The 18144-nt window shown below is 40.3% G+C and carries 18 protein-coding genes and 2 pseudogenes; 10 read left to right on the top strand and 10 right to left on the bottom strand.

Features of this window, described 5'->3' with window-relative positions; genetic code table 11:
• Positions 1-93 (top strand): annotated as a pseudogene (locus IQ259_RS24420) (IS5/IS1182 family transposase); the annotation flags it as partial.
• A 19-nt stretch (positions 94-112) separates the two neighbouring features.
• On the opposite strand, the pseudogene IQ259_RS24415 reads toward IQ259_RS24420, so the two are convergent.
• From IQ259_RS24415 to IQ259_RS24405, 3 genes and pseudogenes are all read right to left on the bottom strand, one after another.
• A pseudogene (locus IQ259_RS24415) lies at positions 113-256 on the bottom strand (photosystem II protein Psb27); the annotation flags it as partial.
• 121 nt (positions 257-377) lie between these two features.
• On the bottom strand, positions 378-1511 hold the full coding sequence (gene cofH, locus IQ259_RS24410; RefSeq protein ID WP_193888600.1) for a 7,8-didemethyl-8-hydroxy-5-deazariboflavin synthase subunit CofH: 1134 nt from the start codon (positions 1509-1511) through the stop codon (positions 378-380).
• A gap of 60 nt (positions 1512-1571) precedes the next feature.
• Complete coding sequence (locus IQ259_RS24405) at positions 1572-1745, bottom strand: hypothetical protein (protein ID WP_193888599.1); 174 nt, start codon at positions 1743-1745, stop codon at positions 1572-1574.
• A 58-nt stretch (positions 1746-1803) separates the two neighbouring features.
• Between IQ259_RS24405 and IQ259_RS24400 the strand changes: the two genes are divergently transcribed.
• Together IQ259_RS24400 and IQ259_RS24395 are read left to right on the top strand one after the other, a co-directional pair.
• Positions 1804-2220 (top strand): XisH family protein, encoded by a 417-nt coding sequence (locus IQ259_RS24400; protein WP_193888598.1) that lies wholly within the window; start codon positions 1804-1806, stop codon positions 2218-2220.
• Complete coding sequence (locus IQ259_RS24395; RefSeq protein WP_193888597.1) at positions 2208-2543, top strand: XisI protein; 336 nt, start codon at positions 2208-2210, stop codon at positions 2541-2543. Before IQ259_RS24400 ends, IQ259_RS24395 begins: the two co-directional genes overlap by 13 nt.
• Before the next feature lie 49 nt (positions 2544-2592).
• On the opposite strand, the gene IQ259_RS24390 is transcribed toward IQ259_RS24395, so the two are convergent.
• The 3 genes from IQ259_RS24390 to IQ259_RS24380 form a co-directional block, all read right to left on the bottom strand.
• Positions 2593-2949 carry a four helix bundle protein gene (locus IQ259_RS24390; RefSeq protein ID WP_193888596.1) on the bottom strand — a complete coding sequence of 119 codons (357 nt, stop codon included), beginning with the start codon at positions 2947-2949 and terminating at the stop codon, positions 2593-2595.
• Positions 2950-3073: 124 nt separating this feature from the next.
• On the bottom strand, positions 3074-5134 hold the full coding sequence (locus IQ259_RS24385; RefSeq protein WP_193888595.1) for an SUMF1/EgtB/PvdO family nonheme iron enzyme: 2061 nt from the start codon (positions 5132-5134) through the stop codon (positions 3074-3076).
• 382 nt (positions 5135-5516) lie between these two features.
• Positions 5517-7079, bottom strand: a complete 1563-nt coding sequence (locus IQ259_RS24380; RefSeq protein WP_228014755.1) for a glycosyltransferase family 39 protein — start codon at positions 7077-7079, stop codon at positions 5517-5519.
• A 351-nt stretch (positions 7080-7430) separates the two neighbouring features.
• Here IQ259_RS24380 and IQ259_RS24375 point away from each other — a divergent pair, with 351 nt between their 5' ends.
• The 4 genes from IQ259_RS24375 (at position 7431) to IQ259_RS24365 (ending at position 11142) form a co-directional block, all read left to right on the top strand.
• A complete protein-coding gene (locus IQ259_RS24375) occupies positions 7431-8666 on the top strand; it encodes a glycosyltransferase (protein ID WP_193888593.1) in 1236 nt (411 codons plus the stop codon).
• A 175-nt stretch (positions 8667-8841) separates the two neighbouring features.
• Positions 8842-10515, top strand: coding sequence for a glycosyltransferase (locus tag IQ259_RS24370; RefSeq protein ID WP_193888601.1), 1674 nt, complete (start codon positions 8842-8844; stop codon positions 10513-10515).
• Positions 10516-10607: 92 nt separating this feature from the next.
• A complete protein-coding gene (locus IQ259_RS27350; RefSeq protein WP_228014754.1) occupies positions 10608-10850 on the top strand; it encodes a hypothetical protein in 243 nt (80 codons plus the stop codon).
• Positions 10851-10860: 10 nt separating this feature from the next.
• On the top strand, positions 10861-11142 hold the full coding sequence (locus IQ259_RS24365; protein WP_193888592.1) for a hypothetical protein: 282 nt from the start codon (positions 10861-10863) through the stop codon (positions 11140-11142).
• 167 nt (positions 11143-11309) lie between these two features.
• Here the strand turns inward: IQ259_RS24365 and IQ259_RS24360 are convergent, their stop codons facing one another.
• Positions 11310-11912, bottom strand: coding sequence for a DUF3318 domain-containing protein (locus IQ259_RS24360; protein WP_193888591.1), 603 nt, complete (start codon positions 11910-11912; stop codon positions 11310-11312).
• Between the two features lie 204 nt (positions 11913-12116).
• Here IQ259_RS24360 and IQ259_RS24355 point away from each other — a divergent pair, with 204 nt between their 5' ends.
• From IQ259_RS24355 to IQ259_RS24345, 3 genes are read left to right on the top strand one after another with little or no spacing between them, the layout of a single operon-like run.
• On the top strand, positions 12117-12374 hold the full coding sequence (locus tag IQ259_RS24355; RefSeq protein WP_193888590.1) for a hypothetical protein: 258 nt from the start codon (positions 12117-12119) through the stop codon (positions 12372-12374).
• A 57-nt stretch (positions 12375-12431) separates the two neighbouring features.
• Positions 12432-12662, top strand: a complete 231-nt coding sequence (locus IQ259_RS24350) for a type II toxin-antitoxin system Phd/YefM family antitoxin (protein ID WP_193888589.1) — start codon at positions 12432-12434, stop codon at positions 12660-12662.
• A 2-nt stretch (positions 12663-12664) separates the two neighbouring features.
• A complete protein-coding gene (locus IQ259_RS24345; RefSeq protein ID WP_193888588.1) occupies positions 12665-13021 on the top strand; it encodes a type II toxin-antitoxin system VapC family toxin in 357 nt (118 codons plus the stop codon).
• A 117-nt stretch (positions 13022-13138) separates the two neighbouring features.
• Here the strand turns inward: IQ259_RS24345 and IQ259_RS24340 are convergent, their stop codons facing one another.
• The 3 genes from IQ259_RS24340 to IQ259_RS24330 all read right to left on the bottom strand — a co-directional run bounded on the left by IQ259_RS24340 (position 13139) and on the right by IQ259_RS24330 (position 17838).
• Positions 13139-14737, bottom strand: a complete 1599-nt coding sequence (locus tag IQ259_RS24340; protein WP_193888587.1) for an iron uptake porin — start codon at positions 14735-14737, stop codon at positions 13139-13141.
• 142 nt (positions 14738-14879) lie between these two features.
• Entirely contained in the window at positions 14880-15479 is a 600-nt protein-coding gene (locus tag IQ259_RS24335; RefSeq protein ID WP_193888586.1) for a Crp/Fnr family transcriptional regulator, read from the bottom strand.
• A gap of 151 nt (positions 15480-15630) precedes the next feature.
• Positions 15631-17838, bottom strand: coding sequence for a PhoX family phosphatase (locus IQ259_RS24330; RefSeq protein WP_193888585.1), 2208 nt, complete (start codon positions 17836-17838; stop codon positions 15631-15633).
• Positions 17839-18144 lie beyond the last annotated feature (306 nt).

Genomic DNA, 18144 nt, shown 5'->3' with positions numbered 1-18144 from the left:
CGATTAGTTCGAGATTATGAGTTATTGCCCGAAACATCGGAGACGTTTATTTACCTTGCCATGATCCGGATCATGGTGAGGCGATTGGCATAAAATTTCACCACTCAAAACTTTTCAAACACCCTCTTAGGGTGCTAACTACATCTAATGTGTCTTGGCGATAATCCCCTGTCAAACTATCAGGGCTAGAACAGCCGATTAAGCCGATAGTTAAAACCAAAACTAAGGCAAGTAGACGCGACCAATAGCGTTTCATAAGCATTATCTAAAACTATACGTAAATCACCGTCCATCCTATCTTGGAATGGTATCTTGGGGATCATGAGAAGGGTTAAGGATGATAGATAAAGGAGAAAATCAACCAAAAATCTTATACTTCACACTTTTTGATAAAGGGTGTCTCGTTGTTGGTAAGGCCGCCCTAAGGATGCGATCGCAGCTTGTAAGGTTTCCACTTCCATACAAGTACCGCCTACAGCACCAGCCATTGTGGTGATGTGTTCTTCCATTAAAGTGCCACCAATATCATTGCAACCCCAAACTAAGGCTTCTGTTGCACCAGCTAGTCCCAACTTCACCCAACTCGGCTGATGGTTAGGAATCCAATTACCCAAGTATATCCGGGCTACAGCCCCTAGTAGGAGTGCATCAGCTAAAACTGGTTGATCGCGCCCCACCCGACGACGTAAGGATTTTGGCGCTTCTTGACCAACAAATGGTAGTACAATAAACTCCGTGATTCGGGCTGGGTATTTTTGATTGATGGCAATTTGTTGGAGCGATCGCAATTTTTCTAAATGCCCAATTTGCTGTTCTGGAGTTTCGATATGTCCCGATAGCATGGTGCTAGTTGTAGGTAAACCCATTCTATGGGCTGTCGAAATAATTTCTAACCAAGTAGCAGTGTTAATTTTCTCTGGACACAATACTTGTCTGACTTCATCATCTAACACTTCAGCTGCTGTACCAGGCATAGAACCGACACCAGCATCTCGCAAAGCTGCAATGACGGTAGCATATTCCAGCCCGTCAAGTCTGGCAATAAACTGCACCTCTTGGGGCGAGAAGGCGTGTAAGTGGATTTGGGGAAATTCCTGTTTGATGGTTTCGACTAACTTGAGGTAATAAGGTAAAGATTTACCGTTAATATGCGCTTGCGGGTTCAATCCCCCCTGCATACAGATTTCCGTCGCCCCTCGTCGCACTGCATCTTGAGACTTTTCTAAAATTTGCTCCCAATCTAACCAGTAAGCACCTGCATCACCATCATCTCGGCGGAAAGCACAAAAGCTACAGTGCTGTTCGCAAATGTTAGTAAAGTTAATATTGCGGTTGATTATATATGTAACCGTGTCGCCTACTTGATTGTAGCGGAGTTGATCAGCTGTGCTACGAATTGCAGCGATCGCCTCTGGTTCGCTTTGTTTTAGCAAAACCACTCCCTCTTGGGCTGATAAATTATACCCCTTTAAGGCACGCTCTAGAATACTATCAATAGTTATAGTAGCCACAGTTTATTTAAGTAGGTTGGGTGAAGGCGCACAAGAAATTTTGATAGCTATATGGTAAATCTAGATTGCGCCGTAACCCAACACCAATTGCAATATTAGGTTGAAGTTCTGTAGTTGAGAAATTTTGTGTTTTTTTAAATCATTTGTTGGGTTACGCTGTCGCTCCAACGCCACTTTGCTCAAGTCGGGAAACCCGCCCACGCAAGTGGCTCCCCAACCTACAGGAGATGGCAATGCTGTGGTGGGCTGCGCCTACGCATTAAAATGTTAAGTAAATCAGAAAACCTTAACGATGGCAGCTAAAGATAAATTTCATGCTGTGGTTAGAGTTGCTTTAGAAAAGCAGCAGTGGATGATAACCGATGATCCTCTGCGACTAGAAGTTGGCGGAACTAAATTTGAAATAGATTTAGGTGCAGAGCAACTGTTAGCCGCAGAACGAGGTGAAGAGAAAATTGCAGTTGAGATTAAAACATTCTTGAGTGATTCACCACTAACAGATTACCATGCTGCTTTAGGACAGTTTTTGAATTATCGGCTTGCCTTAGAAATCAGTGATCCAACTCGGATTCTTTATTTGGCGGTGCCTGTAGGTGTTTATGAAGCCTTTTTCAAGCGGGAATTTGCCCAAATATCTGTAGAGAGATATCAAATTAAACAAATTATTTATGACCCAATTCAAGAGGTAATTTTACAATGGATACCCTAGAGTCTTATCGCCATATCATTCAATCGTTGTTGATGGCTTATGCTGCTATTCCAATAGCAAATGGTCAGATTGATTGTTACACAGTTTTTGATACAAAACAAGACCATTATATGGTTATGAATGTAGGTTGGGATGGTCATCGGCGAGTTTATGGCTGTGTTTTACATTTGGATATTAAAGAGGGAAAAATTTCAATTGAGCAGAATATGACGGAAATGAGAGTAGCTCAAGAACTCGTAGAGCGAGGGGTTCCTAAAGATGATATTGTTTTAGGATTTCAAGCTCCTGAAATGAGAGAATATACAGGATATGGAGTTTTTTAACAGTTATCAGTTATCAGTTATCAGTTTTTTATTGATTACTGTTCACTGTTCACTGATTACTGTTAAGTCTTGTTTTTTTGAGGATTGAAAATAGCATTTTTCCTATTTCGTCTGCGTCTGTGTAGATACTGTTAAAAGCTTTTTCTTCTATATATTCTGTGTCTTTCAACAGAGAAAGCCAATATTTGGTTTCCAGACATTCTTTGTATGCGATGGATATTTTGGCGGAAAAATCTGCTGCTGAAATCCCTCCATTGGCTTCAGCAATGTTAGCACCTATTGATGTACCACTTCTGATTAGTTGCTTCGATAAAATAAATTCTTTTTTGTCTTGTGTAAGATATTTGTGTGCCTTAACTATTCTAATAGCAAACTTATATGCTTTTTCATATACCAAGCTGTTCATGTCAGTTAACAGTTAACAGTAGACAGTTATCAGTTTATTAATAAAAAATACTAAAAGCTTCCGAGTTTATCCGTAGCTCTACCTCATAACCTCTAACTGATACTTTGATAACTGATAACTGAATTTACGCCCCCGCAACAACACGAAAACCCACAATGACGTAGCGAAACTCGCGTGCGCCGATACCCCGGACGGCAGACCGACAGAGCCGGGCATGATAGTTCCACGAACCGCCACGTAGCAACTTCTCGTTATTATTTTTACCAGCTAACCACTCACTTCCATCTTGCGGCGCGCTTTGGTAATTATTCTTATAGTCATCTTGACACCATTCCCATACATTACCACACATATCGTACAAACCGAAAGAGTTTGGTGTAAATATTCCTACATTTGTTGTTTCCCCTCGATATTTACCTTTGGGTGCAGCACCGTAGGGATAATCGCCGTTGTAGTTAACTAATTCTGGGGTGATGGTTTCCCCAAAATAAAACGGCGTAGTTGTTCCCGCACGACAAGCATATTCCCATTCTGCCTCACTGGGTAGTCTATATTCACGTCCTGTTTTGTCACTCAATTTTTTACAAAACTCTACCGCATCATCCCAACTTACTTGTTCTACAGGTCGTTTTTCACCCTCGAAATTGGCAGGATTTGTCTCCATAATTGCTTGATACTGCGCCTGGGTGACTTCATATTTACCCATAAAAAAACCAGAAACTTTTACCTGACGCTGGGGACTTTCATCTGACTCTCGGTCTTTCTCTGTTGCTGGTGAACCCATCATAAAAGTTCCCCCTGGTATCTGCACCATTTCCAAGATGACACCGTTTCCTAAGTTTTCGACAAACTGTTTCCCTTCCAATTTAGGGCGACTGATAACATTCCCTTTTTCATTTACCTTCGCAGTTTGAAATGGAAAGGTTTGTAAGCTGATTTTTTGTGAAGATGCAGGTTGAATAACAGGAGTTTCTTTTGGTTGTGGTGTATTAATAATACGGATGTCTCCTGAATCAGACGGCCAAAGGCGCGGTACTATAATTGCTGAACCGAAAGCAGCACTCGCAAACCCAACTATTTGAATTACCCTGCGCCGTGACAGGTTAATTATTGGTGAGGGTGAAGAAGTTTCAACAGGTCTAGGATTCTTTGGCGTGATAGGTTTTGGATTTGACGGAGTATTATTAGTTCGTGATAAGACTGACTTTAGAGGTGGTGTACTTGTAACTGATTTAGGTGAAATTGGTTGTTGAGTTTGTTGAGGGATATCAGGAATTGAGTTTCGTAACCGTTCAATTCTTTGCAACGCCTTCACCGCTTCCATATCTGTACCCGAAGCCGCAGCATTCACCCGAATCCATAATTGTTCTGCTAATTCAATATTTCTGTTGACTTCTGCTTGGTAAGCATCATTTTTCAACGTCGCAATATCAGCATCGGTTGCATATCGCGGTACAAGTATCAGGTGAGATTTATTTACAGGTTCAGCAATTATATATGGTGTTTGCCTCCCACTTTTATGCTGACGCACAATTTCCGGCACACGAAAATTGAGATACTGGTTTAATCTTTCAACAGTGGCGCATCTTCCGCGAATTCCCAACCCTTCTAATAACGCCGTAGTAAACGCACCTTGTTGTAACGCCTCAATTTCATAAGAATATTCCTGGGGACTACAGGAAAATATACTAATAACTCCTTGTTGACGTGCTTCCTCAGCCGTCTGTCTCCCTATACCTTCACCCGCACGAGTCCCCAAACTGCGACAAGCATCTAAAATCAACACAACGTTATCAGCACCACAACGCCGCAACCGTTCGGTGACAAAGTTAATGGGTATCGCTGTTTCTTCAATATCTGCGGGATTCCCATCCAAAGGCATGAGATAATCGCGTTCAGCATGACGCATCCCATGTCCACTAAAAAAGAACCAAAAGTTATCACCTGCACCCATGAAGGGTTGATTAAATAACTCTAAGCAGACTCGCCGTAAATTTGCACGAGTTGGACGAGTCGATTTACCACCAACATCAGGTGAGTCATCGGTGAAGAAAAATATTTTTTCAAACCCCGCTTCGTTGCGAAGAAACTGCTGAATTAATTCTGCATCCCGCTTGGCATAGTTTAGCGGTTGCAGATGATCATACCTGTTAATGCCTACTGCGATCGCCCAATTTTTTGCCATCTCATTTTGGTTCTTGTCGCTTGAATGTCAGCTTTATCGCGCCTTTCCCACTGGCTTTTGCACCGCTACCAATACTCAGTTTTTATTTAGCATTTTCGCATAAATCTTTTGGATCACGCAGAAACACGGAGAGATTTAACATTAGATTATCAGTAATGCGATCGCTGAGAAGATTTCACATCAGAATGGTCAGATCCCCGACTTCTCAAAGAAGTCGGGGATCTCGCAGCCCAGCAAAAATAATTCCGAAAACTTCCATAGGACATCATCATATAAGTACTAAAAGGTAAAAATGTCAGAATAACTGTACCAACAGTCCCCACCCATAAATTTAGTAGGGCGCGGTATGATTTATTTATCAAGTAATAGACAGTAAAAATTCCTAGTTTTTATTTTCTAAACGCCACAGTCTACTTTTGTTAAATAACCCAACTAACGTATATTCTTTTTCCAATTCTGCTTTAAATTTACGAGAAGGGTTAAATAAAAATATGTCGCTGAACCCTTCAACAATTTTTGGTTTAGCAGGCTCAATTACTAATTGCATTTTTACTTTAGAGTTAAGCAAATGACTCAGAGATAATAAATCACCAATATTGAGAGAATAATTACTACTAATTAACAGTGGTTTCTCAACTTGGTTAATAATACGAGCTATTTGGGGATTAGCATAGCTACCTTTTATCCACCATGTTTCAGCTTGGGAACTAATGGTGCATGATATAACTCCAATAGAAATGAGTGTAACTGTAACTAGTTGCCAAAATTTATGATTCAGCAACTTAGCACCAATAATTTGACTTGCTAGTAAATAAGCAACAGCTAGTTGAATACCTATATAACTTGGTATGTTGTATCTAACTCTGGCACTCAACTGACCCCCAATCAACAAATCAGATAAAATAAAAGCTAAGGCAGGGATTCCACTCAATGTAAAAATAAACAGCCAAACTCGTGATGCAGTTTGGCGATAAATAAATATCAAAGAATAAACTACTAAAATAAGAATGAATGGTGTTAAAAATCTACCCCAGCGTAGAATTGGAAAATCTAAATCTGGAAGAAATGGTTCATAACGCCAAAAATCACCAAACAAAAAATTAATATTAGTAATCCAAGTAATAATCAAGTTGGTTATAGATTGTCTAGCTTGGGCGCTGGCTGTCATTTTGTCAACTTGATTCCAAGTATTCATAATAATCAAAATCCACGGGGTAAAGCCTAAAAAAGCCGTTATAGTGGCTACTAAATAAGCTTTAACTGTCTTAGTAAACCGCCCGTTTGCAACAGAAAACACATAAATACTGTGAGCGATCGCCACTCCAATAGAAAACAAAAACGTATACAATCCAAGTATTAGGGTAACTGTATAAATTCCCCATAACCGATTACTTCGCAGTCGGATTGCACGTAGCAGTGTAGCGCTACTTAAAAAAATAGTTACAGTCCATAAACTAAACTGTCTAGCTTCTTGAGCATACAGCACATGCAAAGGTGAGACTGTCAAAAGAGCAATGCTTATCCATGCTGTTGTGGGTGATTCAAATAATTCTAAGCACAGCCAATAAATAGCCGGAAATGCTAACAAGCTGATAATAGCGGACAAACTTCTTGTTGTGGCTACTGAATCACCAAAAATTTGTACCCATAATCTCACCATTACATAATACAGTGGAGGATGTTGAGCTTCTTCTGCTGCTAAGGATTGAACTGTTTTGATGACACTGTTTTGTGGATTGTGACGCTGATATTTTTGGATAAATTCAACAGCCGTCTCATGTCCATTGAAAATTTTTTGGACAAATTCGGTTTTTGTATAACCGGAAATTCTTAATGAAGTATAAGCTTCATCATGCCAGTAGACTTTATGATCTAAGTTAGCAAAACGAAAAAAAATCCCTAATATTATCAAAATCAAAATTAAATAGCGTAGCCAGTATGGCAAGAGCTTTTTAAAATGGGGCAAAAAATTCATTTGATAACCATAAAAGATAAATAATTTATTTAATTAAAACTAAATATGTATATGTTATATTCTATTCAGTATTTTTACGCGCATAGGTTTTTGATGTAGCTATTATTACATAGAAAAAGCTTGCCGAATGTAAAAATCAGGTAAACTTTAAAAATACTATCAGAGATATTTGAGCAACTAAATCACAAAACAGTCTGCATGAACCAAAAAGTTAAAAGTTTGTACATATAGTAAAACGCTAAATTTAGCCTCTACCTAGCGATATATTTTTGAGATTTGTCAGATTTTACACATTCTTGTTCATGACTTGCAACTTACTGTATGAATGTCAATTCACTCAATACCTTATTAAAAGTTCCCACTGGTAAATTAGAAATTCCAGAATCGCCTTCTAATAATAGGACTACAGTTAATGAGAATATTCATTTTTCCCTAGTAATTCCAACTTATCAAGAGTGTGATAACGTCCGCAGCGTTGTCAGGATACTGAGTGAATTACTAGATGAATTTATACCAGAAAATTACGAACTGATTGTTGTCGATGATGATAGTCCAGATCGTACTTGGGAAGTAGCGCGATCGCTAATAGCAGAATATCCCAACTTGCGGGTGATGCGTCGTCAAGAAGAACGGGGATTATCTTCAGCCGTCATCCGTGGCTGGCAAGTAGCTAGGGGGCGTGTCTTAGGTGTAATTGATGGAGATTTGCAGCATCCGCCAGAAGTGTTAGCGCAGCTATTACGTGGTATCGAAAAGGGAGCCGATTTGGCCGTTGCTAGTCGTCATGTGGAAGGTGGTGGTGTCAGTAGTTGGAGTGCTGTTAGACGTTTTTTATCCCGTGGCGCTCAAACGTTAGGTTTGATTATTCTACCAGGAGTATTGGGGAGAGTTTCTGACCCCATGAGTGGTTATTTTATGGTGCGTCGCAGTTGTGTTGCAGGTGTCACACTTAATCCTGTAGGCTACAAAATTCTCCTAGAGGTGATTGGACGGGGAAATGTGGGAGAAATTGCGGAGGTTGGTTATGTATTCTGCGAACGCAAAGAAGGTGAAAGCAAAGTCACATGGAAGCAATATGTAGAATACTTACATCACTTATTGCGCTTAAGGCTGACTACAAAACAGGTGGGACAAAAATCTTCTTTCCCGATTGGTCGATTTCTCCGCTTTGGCTTGGTAGGACTGAGTGGGGTATTTGTGGATATGGCAATACTTTATTTACTTAGCGACCCAACTACTTTAGCTTTACCCCTGACACGGAGCAAAATCATTGCTGGTGAAATTGCAATTTTCAATAATTTTTTGTGGAATGATGCTTGGACATTTGCCGATGTTAGTCAGAGACAGCAAGAATGGCATCATCGCTTGAAGAGATTGTTGAAATTCAATATTATTTGCTTGGCGGGATTAGCCATAAATGTTTTAGTGTTAAATTTGGTGTTTAATTTTGTGATTCCCAATCGTTACATTGCTAACTTAATTGCGATCGCAGTTGCTACTGTCTGGAATTTTTGGGTGAACTTAAAACTGAGTTGGCGTGTAACTGATGTGAAATAAGCGAACTTAAATCTACCATTCAAGTCAAAATAGCTAAAGTTGACTTGTGAATGACGCGGCTATGAAAGTTTTTTTTGGGAGTGCATCGAAATTTTACCAACATGCGATCCTGTTTTTATCTGCCTTTGCTAACCGCCGCGTGCCTTTAGCAGACGAAAATTCTACCTCAAAACAAATGTCTGCAAATTGGCATCTTATTATTAATAATCGCTGGTTTCATCCTTTGCTCTTACTGCTTTGGTTTTTAATTGGCCTTTGTTTGCGCTTAACCAATTTAACCGCCAAGCCGCCTTGGACTGATGAATTTTCGACTTTGGTGTTTAGTTTGGGGAATAGTTTTTTACCAGTACCCTTAGATCAAGCGATCGCACCTGATATTTTATTACAACCACTGCAACCACAACCGAGTGACACTATTCAAGATGTCTGGATGCACTTGAGCCATGAAACTAATCATCCGCCAGTGTATTTTATGTTAGCTCACTGGTGGATGCAGTTATTTCCCACACAACAAGGCTTAGTTTCATTATGGGGGGCGCGATCGCTCTCTGCAATTTTTGGTGCTGCATCTATTCCCGCGATTTATGGTTTAGGACGGCTAACTTTTCGCTCTCCCTTGATTGCACATATAGCTGCTGCCATCATGGCAGTGTCACCTTATGCTATCTTTTTGGCACAAGAAGCACGTCATTATACCTTAGCCATTTTGTGGGTGATTGCATCTATGGCTTGTTTGATCATCACTACACGCCACATCCAAAACCGGACACAGTTACCCATCACCACAGCACTTTCTTGGGTAGTTGTTAACGCTTTGGGAATTGCTACCCATTACTTTTTTGTCCTTACCCTTGGTAGTGAAGCCTTAGTTTTAATTTTCCTCGCTTGGCAACAACGCACTTTTTTATCACCACCTTGGCGACGGATTTATGCTGTGGCTGTTGGTACTGCTGTTTCAGGTATAGTTTGGCTACCAATATTTTTACAGAATAGCTATGGTGATAAATTAACAAATTGGATACAACAACCGCGTCAAGGATTTGAGTGGCTAAACCCATTGTTTCAGGCTTTTGCTGCTTGGGTGACAATGCTTTTTTTGCTCCCAATCGAATCACCACAACTGCCAATTGTCTTAGTTTCTGGGCTGATAATGTTGATTTTCTTTATTTGGTTTTTACCAATATTGATTCGAGGCATAAAAATTCAACTACAACAACCAGAAACTCAAATTTTATGGGGAATTATTTTAGCTGCGATCGCTTTATTTTTCGTCTTTACTTATTTTCTAGGAATTGATTTAACCAGAGGCGCTCGTTATAACTTTGTTTATTTTCCATCTGTCATCCTTGTACTCAGCGCAAGTTTAGCAGTTCGTTGGCAAACTCCCCAAAACAATCACAGAATTACCGGAAAACAAGCTGTAGCAATAATATGGTTAATGGGATTTTGTAGTGCAGTAACTGTTATTTGCAATTTGGGTTATCAAAAATACTACCGCCCTGACTTATTTTTACAACTAATCAGAGAAACATCTCAAGTTCCTGCGGTAATTGCTACTACCCAAATTACTCATGTCCAAATTGGCGAAATGATGGGTATTGCTAGAGAGTGGAAAATGCAAAATACACCCTCACCATCACTTCAGTTTATTCTTGCCCATCAAGACCAAGATCCAAATACTTCTACTACTACCCTTAATAATATTCTCAAAACATTACCACGACCCTTTGATTTGTGGTTAGTAAATTTTCATGCACCCATCGCAGCAGAAGCAAAAAAATGTGCCACTGAAACTCGATCTTTACCAGCAGTCAACGGTTATGAATACAAAATTTATCATTGTCGATAGTCAATTCAACTCCTATTCCAACTCAAGCAAAGCTGGCAGAATTCGCTGTTACAATACAACCAGTCTGATAAATTAAACGAGACACACAGCTTATGATTACTCAAATGATGGTTCAACCCTCATTCTGGGTAGAATCTGGAATCAAACTCAGTAAGGTTAGGAACATATATTTATTTAAAATTACTGAAGAATTACAGTATCGACTTGAAGAATTATCTGAGAAGAGAAAAGCCGGATTGTTCACTTCAAAAGAAAATATCAAAAACTGGATCATGTCCCTGAGCAGCAGCAATTTAAATTTACAACCAAAAATCATGGTTCTTCAATTGAAGTAAAGAATAAACAATGAAGAAGATATTTACCGGGGACGAACTAGTTGAATATGCTAAAACTATTAGTTCAAAACAAGAATTCGAGCATTTCTTAAAATGTCTTCTCCAAGATTACAAAGAAAATCAAAATGAGTGGGAAAATGCCGATTTATCTCATTATTTAGACGGTCTTGCTAAGTTTACAGTTGACATGTCTGGCTATTATGCAAATTTGAAGGAAGATATTAATGTCAATGATATTACTTGGCGTATTGTAGCAGAAATGCTATTAGCTGCTTCTGTCTATGGAAACTAATAGAATTATATTGATTGTGATATGAAAAATGAGTTTCTTTTTTACTCAACTAATTTCTTTTTCACATCGACAAGCGTAGAACCTTGGCTTAAAGGCTTGAAACCTGAATAAATTCAGAATTACCTTAGCGCAGCGTTAACGAGTCTGCGAGCATTATTACAAATTAGTCAAGTATAGGTTTCTGGAATACCAACAGGTGATAAACCCGCGATCGCTCGTAAATTTTGACAACGAATTAACTCAGTAAAATCTAACCCAGAACGTTTTTCAATTTTGGCTACAGTTTCAATTGCAGACAGCAAATTTTGAGCCGCTTCCGCTTCTGAGTAACCCCGGCGTTGAGCTATTTTAATCGCCGCTGCATCAGCATTTAACTCCGACTCCGATGATTTATTCGTGCGCCAAATGCGGAAAATGGCGATCGCACTTAACCCTCCAGCCACAGCCACACCCACTGCATCCGACTGTGACGATTCTATGAATCCCCCTAACAAACCTAGTAGCACCACACCTTGATAAATATCCGGCTTAAACCACCTCACCCCTGTCAACCAGCCAACCTTCTGCAACAACAGTAAATCTCGTTGTGGCTTTGTCAAACGACTCCACAAATCAAAATTAATGTATATTGGTCTATCTCGATGCCAAGGTAGAGGAAAAGTAGCATCAATTACCTTACCTTGCTGTGGTTTACTGACGATTTTGGTTGTCATTCTACCAGAAGCTGGCATAACATCTAACAACCGACGAATTTCAACACTTGGCTCCATTCCTTACTTTGCGCCCTTTGCGGTTCGTTTTTCTAAAAAATCGAGAGGCTCAGATCCCCGACTTCTTTGAGAAGTCGGGGATCTCGTCCTTTACAGAAATTTAAGAGTTGTAAAAAAACAGACGAATTTATCAAAATACTAGATAAACAGATATATATTAATTCGGGCTTATGTACTGCCTACTGAGATTAAATTGTAAATTACATGGACGCTTTTGCACCCATCCCGCCTGAATGGACAAATGAGGCAGTTCACGCTTATGAATTTTGCTGTCCTACTTGCCATTCCAATAGTTTAGAAGCATTACAGGTTTGGATCAATCGGCGATCGCCTGTCTTTTCAGAAGTACATCGTCGCAAATGGCAAGAGTTTTATAAATGCCATTGTGGTTGCGTATGGTGGGCTTGGAGTAGCGATCGACCTCCATCAAATTTGGTAAAGTCAGAAGAGGATCATACCTAATAAAAAAAGCCCACAGGTAAAATAGATGTGCGCTAAATCCACCTCCCATAACCAACCATGACACAAATTACCCTTTCTGACTTCCCTGAAACCATCCAAACTTTACTTAACCAAGCGCAAAAAACAGGTGAAACCCTGACCATTACTCAAAACGATATTGAGATCGCCGTCATTTCCCCCATCAAAAAAAAATCACTCCTCGAAGCACTTTCTACCCTAGAACCACTTGATGAAGACTTAGGCGACGTAGATGAAGGATTACTACCTCTAGATAATATTGAGTTTTAAACATGAATTACTCATATTTATTAGATACAAATATGATTTCAGACTTAATCAAAAACCCCAGAGGACTACTTTTTTTTAAAATTCAAGACATTGGAGAAGATAAAATTTGTACAAGTATTATCGTAGCTTGCGAATCCAGATTTGGTGCTAGAAAAAAGAACTCAACCAAATTGACAGAAACACTTGAAATAATCTTAAGCAATACTGATTTGGAAAAACAAGGTAAACCTATTGGAAGCAATGACTTACTGATTGCTGCCCACGCCTTGACGCTGAATCTAACCGTTATTACCGCTAATATTCGTGAATTTTCCCGCGTTCCTAGTTTAAAATTAGAAAACTGGCTAAAATCAACTTAATTTTTTCTCTTAACTCTTTAACAAGATGCACGAAGAAAAGAACTTTGAAAACATTACCCCCATAAAGAAAAGCCCACAATTACGTGGGCTTTTCTTTATCTCATCCAAAACTAAATTCTAGAACGAGAAGGTTGTACGGATTGTACCAACGTAGATGGTCTGGTTATTTTCGTTGTGTTCGGGGTTGAAGATGACCAACAAACCAGGAGTGACTTGAATGTTGTTGGTGAGTTTGATTTTATAAAGACCTTCTAAGTGATAAGAAGTGTCTGGGTCACTACCATCAGCAATACCATTACTAGCAACTTTAGGTGGTTGACCAAAAATTATACCCAAGGTGTTACCTTCTTTACCAAGGTCTCTGATAGCCAAATTAGCAGCCCAGTACCAAATCTCTGCGTTTCTGCCTGCGTTTACACCAGTTTCGGCTTGTGCATCAGTATAACCTAGCCAACCACCGACTGAAATTTTATCGGTGGGGCGCACGTGAGCGAGGATACTGTAGTTGTTAGCTGTAGTAGCAGCATTACCGAAAGGTTGATTAGCAAAAGTACTACCTTGACTACCAAACAGGTTAACACCAGGATCATCATAAGTGCGAGAGTAGGCGAAACCAACGTTTAGCGCTCTGCTTGGTTTAAAGTCTATTTGACCAAAGTAGGCATTACCTCCATTAAACAGACCATTGCCTTGGGATGGGTTATTAGCTGAGGTGTCTCCCATGTAAGCACCTGTGAGGGTGATGGGGCCGTTGGGGTTTAGTACGACAGTTAATGCAGGACCACCAGGGGAGGCGGCACGATAAATTGGGCTGAAACGTCCGTAGCGAGAAATTGCACCTGAACCACTGCTGGCGAATTCTGGGTTGAAATTGAAGGTGTTATTCCAAGGTTGAGCACCAAAAGCGTCAATCTTGACTCGCACTGCGTCTACGGGACTAAATTCGTAGTTAAGTCTATCAAGTTCAACATTATTGCCATTATCAGTGTCATAACCTAAACGGGTCATGTTGGTTCCAGTGACACCAGTGCCAAATTGGGTGATATTCCCAGCTTGTAAACGAGTGTGCAATCGATCTTTGCCAGTAAAGCTGGTAAACAAGTTCAAACGCAGTCGGTTAGCAAAAATTACGTTGCTATCTATATCTTGGTTACTATTGGCTCTATCTTCACCAAAAGGCGCAGCTGCGGTGAAAATTGCTTCCCCAACCAACTTGGTAGTGGTGGAGAATTGTTGTGACTCTAATTTAGCAGTGCGACCTTCTAAAGCATCTACCCGACCGCGCAAGGTTGCTAGTTCCGCAGAAAATTCTTCTTGTAGACGTTGTAATGTAGCTAAGTCTTCTTTGGTGACTAAATCAGCAGTAGCTGTGGCAATCAGTTCGTTAACTCTATCCAAACAAGCGTTCAAACCAGCAGCAAATTCATAACGAGTTAAAGCCCGGTTTCCGCGATATGTGCCGTTGGGATAACCTGCGATACAACCGTAACGTTCAACTAAAGACTGTAAAGCTTGGAATGCCCAATCTGTAGGTTGCACATCGGAAAATTGAGAAACCGATGTCACCTGTCCGATACTGTCAGATCCTTTAGACAACTGAGAAACAGTTGTTACTGGCTCGTTAACTTCAGATGCTAAAGCACTGTTAGTCGCTAACAAAGTTGCGGCTAAAAGTACTGGACTGACTTTCAAAACATTCCAGAAAGATTTTGTCATGATTTTACTCTCACTCACACCAATGTAATGCAACCTATGGATATATTTCCGTTGCTTATCTTAAGGAAATTTACTCACTATCACAGTCATGAATATACCAGATACTATCCCATTAACACAAGTAAATAATCATTGTTTTTACCTATAGTTTGGTGGTGAATTTATTTGGTAAACGCAGAATAATCCGCCGCTTGTATCTTAACAATACGCCTTCGTCTTCAAAGTGTTGTAATAGTCTTGTAATTGTCACTCTAGTTGTATTTAAAACCTCTGCTATTTCCTGATGGGTGATGTTGATGTCGATGACTTTATCTTGATCTACATTGCGTCCAAATTTTTCACTAAGCCAAACCAAAAATTTCCATAAACGCAGGGAAATTGGTTTGAGATGAACTATGCTTAAAAGCTCTTCTGACTGTTGAATGTGAGTGAATAAACCCTCAATATCTTGATGCCAGATATAAGATGGGATTATGCTTACTTCTACACTCGTTAAACATTCAATCTGGTAGGGTTTTACTTTAGATAAGGGAGAGCCAATCAAATCACCAGGGCCCCAATAACCTAAAGTGATAAACGTTCCATCTTCAGCCCAGGTTAGGGTACGAACTGCGCCGCGCTCTATACGCCATAGTACCTCGTTACGTAGAGGAATTATTTCTTTACGGGCAAATATTTTTAGTGATAGTTGTTCACTAAGGGATGCCGTGGAGAATGTTGGTGTCAGACTGGGGGAAGACATTATAAATCTTATGGTATCTAGTGAAACTTTGGAAATTCTTCAAAGATGTGCTGTTTTTTTAGCAGCTAATAGCTTGATTAATTAATAGCGACTTTGCCTGATGTTGCCAGTAGAATACTTTTATGTTGTTTGTTGATAAATTTATATTCATTTAAGATTTAACGATCGCAACAACTGCTGGTTTGGGAGGTGAATTAGGACTTTTATCAGGCCAATTAGAACCGATGGGTACTTGGCGCGTTTGTGAAAATTCTGTGCCTGTAGTGGTAGTAACTACAAATTGTCTAGATTCCATCGCTTGGTTTTTTCGAGTCCCATTTCTTTCTCCTGGATGTTGTATAGCTAAGAACATAGTTGTCTGATCATTGGTGAAACAAGGGCCTGTGGTTTCACATTCCATCGGTGCGAGTGCAAACAAAAAGGCTTTACCCGCATCTGCACCACTGGTAGGAATAAACCACATGGAGTTATTGCCGAACACACCAGACAAACTCACAGATTTTCCTGGTTCAGCGTTACGGTTGTTAACAGCGCTATTGAGTTTTGAGGTGGAAATGTCTGTCACCATCCAGACATTCCCTTGAGGATCAAGTAATAAATTATCTGGATTAGCAAAACCCATACCGCCGGCTGCGGGTTCACCACCTGTTGCTAACATTTGCCAGCGAAAAGTCGTTGCTGCGGTGTCGTTATTATCTTCCGTTAAACGCATCACCCAGCCATATTCGTAACCGACTTCACCTTTGGGGCCTTTAAACACTCGCACATCAGAACCACCTTGTTTTCCAGCAGAACCAGAGGTAAAGGCGATGTACAAATCTCCATTAGCTGCAATTTCTGTGTCTTCTGGACGTGCTGTGCAGGTAGCGCCAATGGCATTGGCGGCGTAATGTGCATCAATTAAAATTGCGCCTTGTTTTTCTTCAGTGTTACCAATGTAGAGGTCGCCCAGGTTTTGATACTTTTGCTTGTACTGTGCGATCGCCTCATCTGTGGTGATTTGTAAATAACCAGCCTGGAGGTCTGCTTTTTCAGCTTTGCTTCCTAAAGGTAACAGGATAATATTACCAGCAATATAACTGGGAACATCTGGGTTAACAGGAGTCTCAGCTTTTAGAGGTATCCAGCTACCAGTACCATCGGCGTTGAATTTAGCTGCGTAGAGCATTCCCTGTTGTAATAGACGAGAATTCCCTTTATCTTGAGGATTACTTACCTGATCTCGGCTCACAAATTTGTAGATGTGCCCTCCCTGGCGATCGCATCCTGAATAAAAGGCCAGTGGTTTACCTGCTTCTACCCGCACACCGACTGCTTCATGGCGGTAACGTCCCAACCATGTATGTTTAGTCCCGTAATCTTTAGGGTTGGCTGGATCAACTTCCACAATCCAGCCGTATTTATTCCCCGCTAAACCAAATACATTTCCTTGACCGAATAATTCTTCATCACCCAAAGCAAACAGCAGTTTACTTGGATCAAAAGCCGTACCATCAGCGTAAACTTGTTCTGGTACCTGTGCTTGAAAGTTTTCTTCCGCGCTGAGAACAGTACCCCAAGGTGTTGTTCCACCAGCACAATTTCCAAATGTGCCAATAATGCGATCGCCTAGCTTATCTATGTATCCTTGACCTTTTGGTTTCCGAAATACTGCAACTGCGGGGCCAGTGGATTTTAAATACCGCCCATCTTTTAATCCAGAGATCCCACTAATTCGCCTATCTGCTGCGGAATTAGTTCTTTCCCACTTACCATCCGCTGTTTTGCTAATTGAAATCACACCCAATCCTTGATCCAGCAAAGCCTCTTGGCAAATTTCGCTAATTTTAGCTTTTATCGGGTCATTATCGGGCAAAGCATAAGCATTAATTTCGTTTTTCTCTGAGTTTGTGCTTTGCAAAGCTGTTTTTACATCCGCAAACGGCAGTGATTTGCCAATCACTTGCTCATAGGTTTCCATCCACGGAATAGCACTGACATACTCAAAGTTAACTGAGAGATAACCAGCATTTTCTGCCGTCGGGATAAAAGATAAATAATCGTTGTTGTAACCAAAGCGAGAATCACCAACTTTATCGCCCCAAGCCGCAATTACTTGATATTTAAACCCTTCTGGTAGTACCAAGTCATCTACTACTTCATAGGTAGTGTATTGAGCTTGCTGCTGTTCTAGGTTTAAGCCAGCGGTTTCTAAAGGGATTGGCCCCTTAATTGGTTTAAATGAGAACGCAGACTCTACTACTGATGATGTAGTTTTTTGCGTCGTAGTGTTTTGACCGCAACCTGTGAGATTCATCAGCGCTAATGAACTAGCGCTACTTCCCATTAATAGCAAGAAATCTCGACGCTTGATACTCATTTATCCCAATAAAGCAATTGTTATTGTGCTTTCGGATACTTTAAACATCCAAGGTTAAGAGTAGGTAAATTTTGCGTGAAATTTAACTGAGTTAAGAAATTTTTAACTTTTTATAATTTTGAAAGGAATTTTGTTTAACTACAGCAACAGTCAAGGTGATTAGGACGTGAAAAAAGCAGGGGAGCAGGGAGCAGGGGAGAAAAACCACCCACAAGGGGTGGGGCTTCCCTACGGGACGCTACGCGAACAACCAAGGGAGAAAAGGAGCAAGGGGGCTTTTGCCCACAAGGGGCAAGGTTTTTACCT

This window comes from Fortiea sp. LEGE XX443 (assembly GCF_015206815.1).
Taxonomy (GTDB): domain Bacteria; phylum Cyanobacteriota; class Cyanobacteriia; order Cyanobacteriales; family Nostocaceae; genus Nostoc_B.
The sequence above is the reverse complement of the archived record's forward strand: the minus strand, read 5'-3'. Positions and strand labels throughout refer to the sequence as shown.

What these genes read in the sequence shown, in the direction of transcription:
- IQ259_RS24400 (WP_193888598.1), top strand. Translation starts at nt 1,804, where the DNA reads ATGGCAGCTAAAGATAAATTTCATGCTGTGGTTAGAGTTGCTTTAGAA.
- IQ259_RS24395 (WP_193888597.1), top strand. Translation starts at nt 2,208, where the DNA reads ATGGATACCCTAGAGTCTTATCGCCATATCATTCAATCGTTGTTGATG.
- IQ259_RS24390 (WP_193888596.1), bottom strand. Translation starts at nt 2,949, where the DNA reads ATGAACAGCTTGGTATATGAAAAAGCATATAAGTTTGCTATTAGAATA.
- IQ259_RS24385 (WP_193888595.1), bottom strand. Translation starts at nt 5,134, where the DNA reads ATGGCAAAAAATTGGGCGATCGCAGTAGGCATTAACAGGTATGATCAT.
- IQ259_RS24375 (WP_193888593.1), top strand. Translation starts at nt 7,431, where the DNA reads ATGAATGTCAATTCACTCAATACCTTATTAAAAGTTCCCACTGGTAAA.
- IQ259_RS24370 (WP_193888601.1), top strand. Translation starts at nt 8,842, where the DNA reads ATGTCTGCAAATTGGCATCTTATTATTAATAATCGCTGGTTTCATCCT.
- IQ259_RS27350 (WP_228014754.1), top strand. Translation starts at nt 10,608, where the DNA reads ATGATTACTCAAATGATGGTTCAACCCTCATTCTGGGTAGAATCTGGA.
- IQ259_RS24365 (WP_193888592.1), top strand. Translation starts at nt 10,861, where the DNA reads ATGAAGAAGATATTTACCGGGGACGAACTAGTTGAATATGCTAAAACT.
- IQ259_RS24360 (WP_193888591.1), bottom strand. Translation starts at nt 11,912, where the DNA reads ATGGAGCCAAGTGTTGAAATTCGTCGGTTGTTAGATGTTATGCCAGCT.
- IQ259_RS24355 (WP_193888590.1), top strand. Translation starts at nt 12,117, where the DNA reads ATGGACGCTTTTGCACCCATCCCGCCTGAATGGACAAATGAGGCAGTT.
- IQ259_RS24350 (WP_193888589.1), top strand. Translation starts at nt 12,432, where the DNA reads ATGACACAAATTACCCTTTCTGACTTCCCTGAAACCATCCAAACTTTA.
- IQ259_RS24345 (WP_193888588.1), top strand. Translation starts at nt 12,665, where the DNA reads ATGAATTACTCATATTTATTAGATACAAATATGATTTCAGACTTAATC.
- IQ259_RS24340 (WP_193888587.1), bottom strand. Translation starts at nt 14,737, where the DNA reads ATGACAAAATCTTTCTGGAATGTTTTGAAAGTCAGTCCAGTACTTTTA.
- IQ259_RS24335 (WP_193888586.1), bottom strand. Translation starts at nt 15,479, where the DNA reads ATGTCTTCCCCCAGTCTGACACCAACATTCTCCACGGCATCCCTTAGT.
- IQ259_RS24330 (WP_193888585.1), bottom strand. Translation starts at nt 17,838, where the DNA reads ATGAGTATCAAGCGTCGAGATTTCTTGCTATTAATGGGAAGTAGCGCT.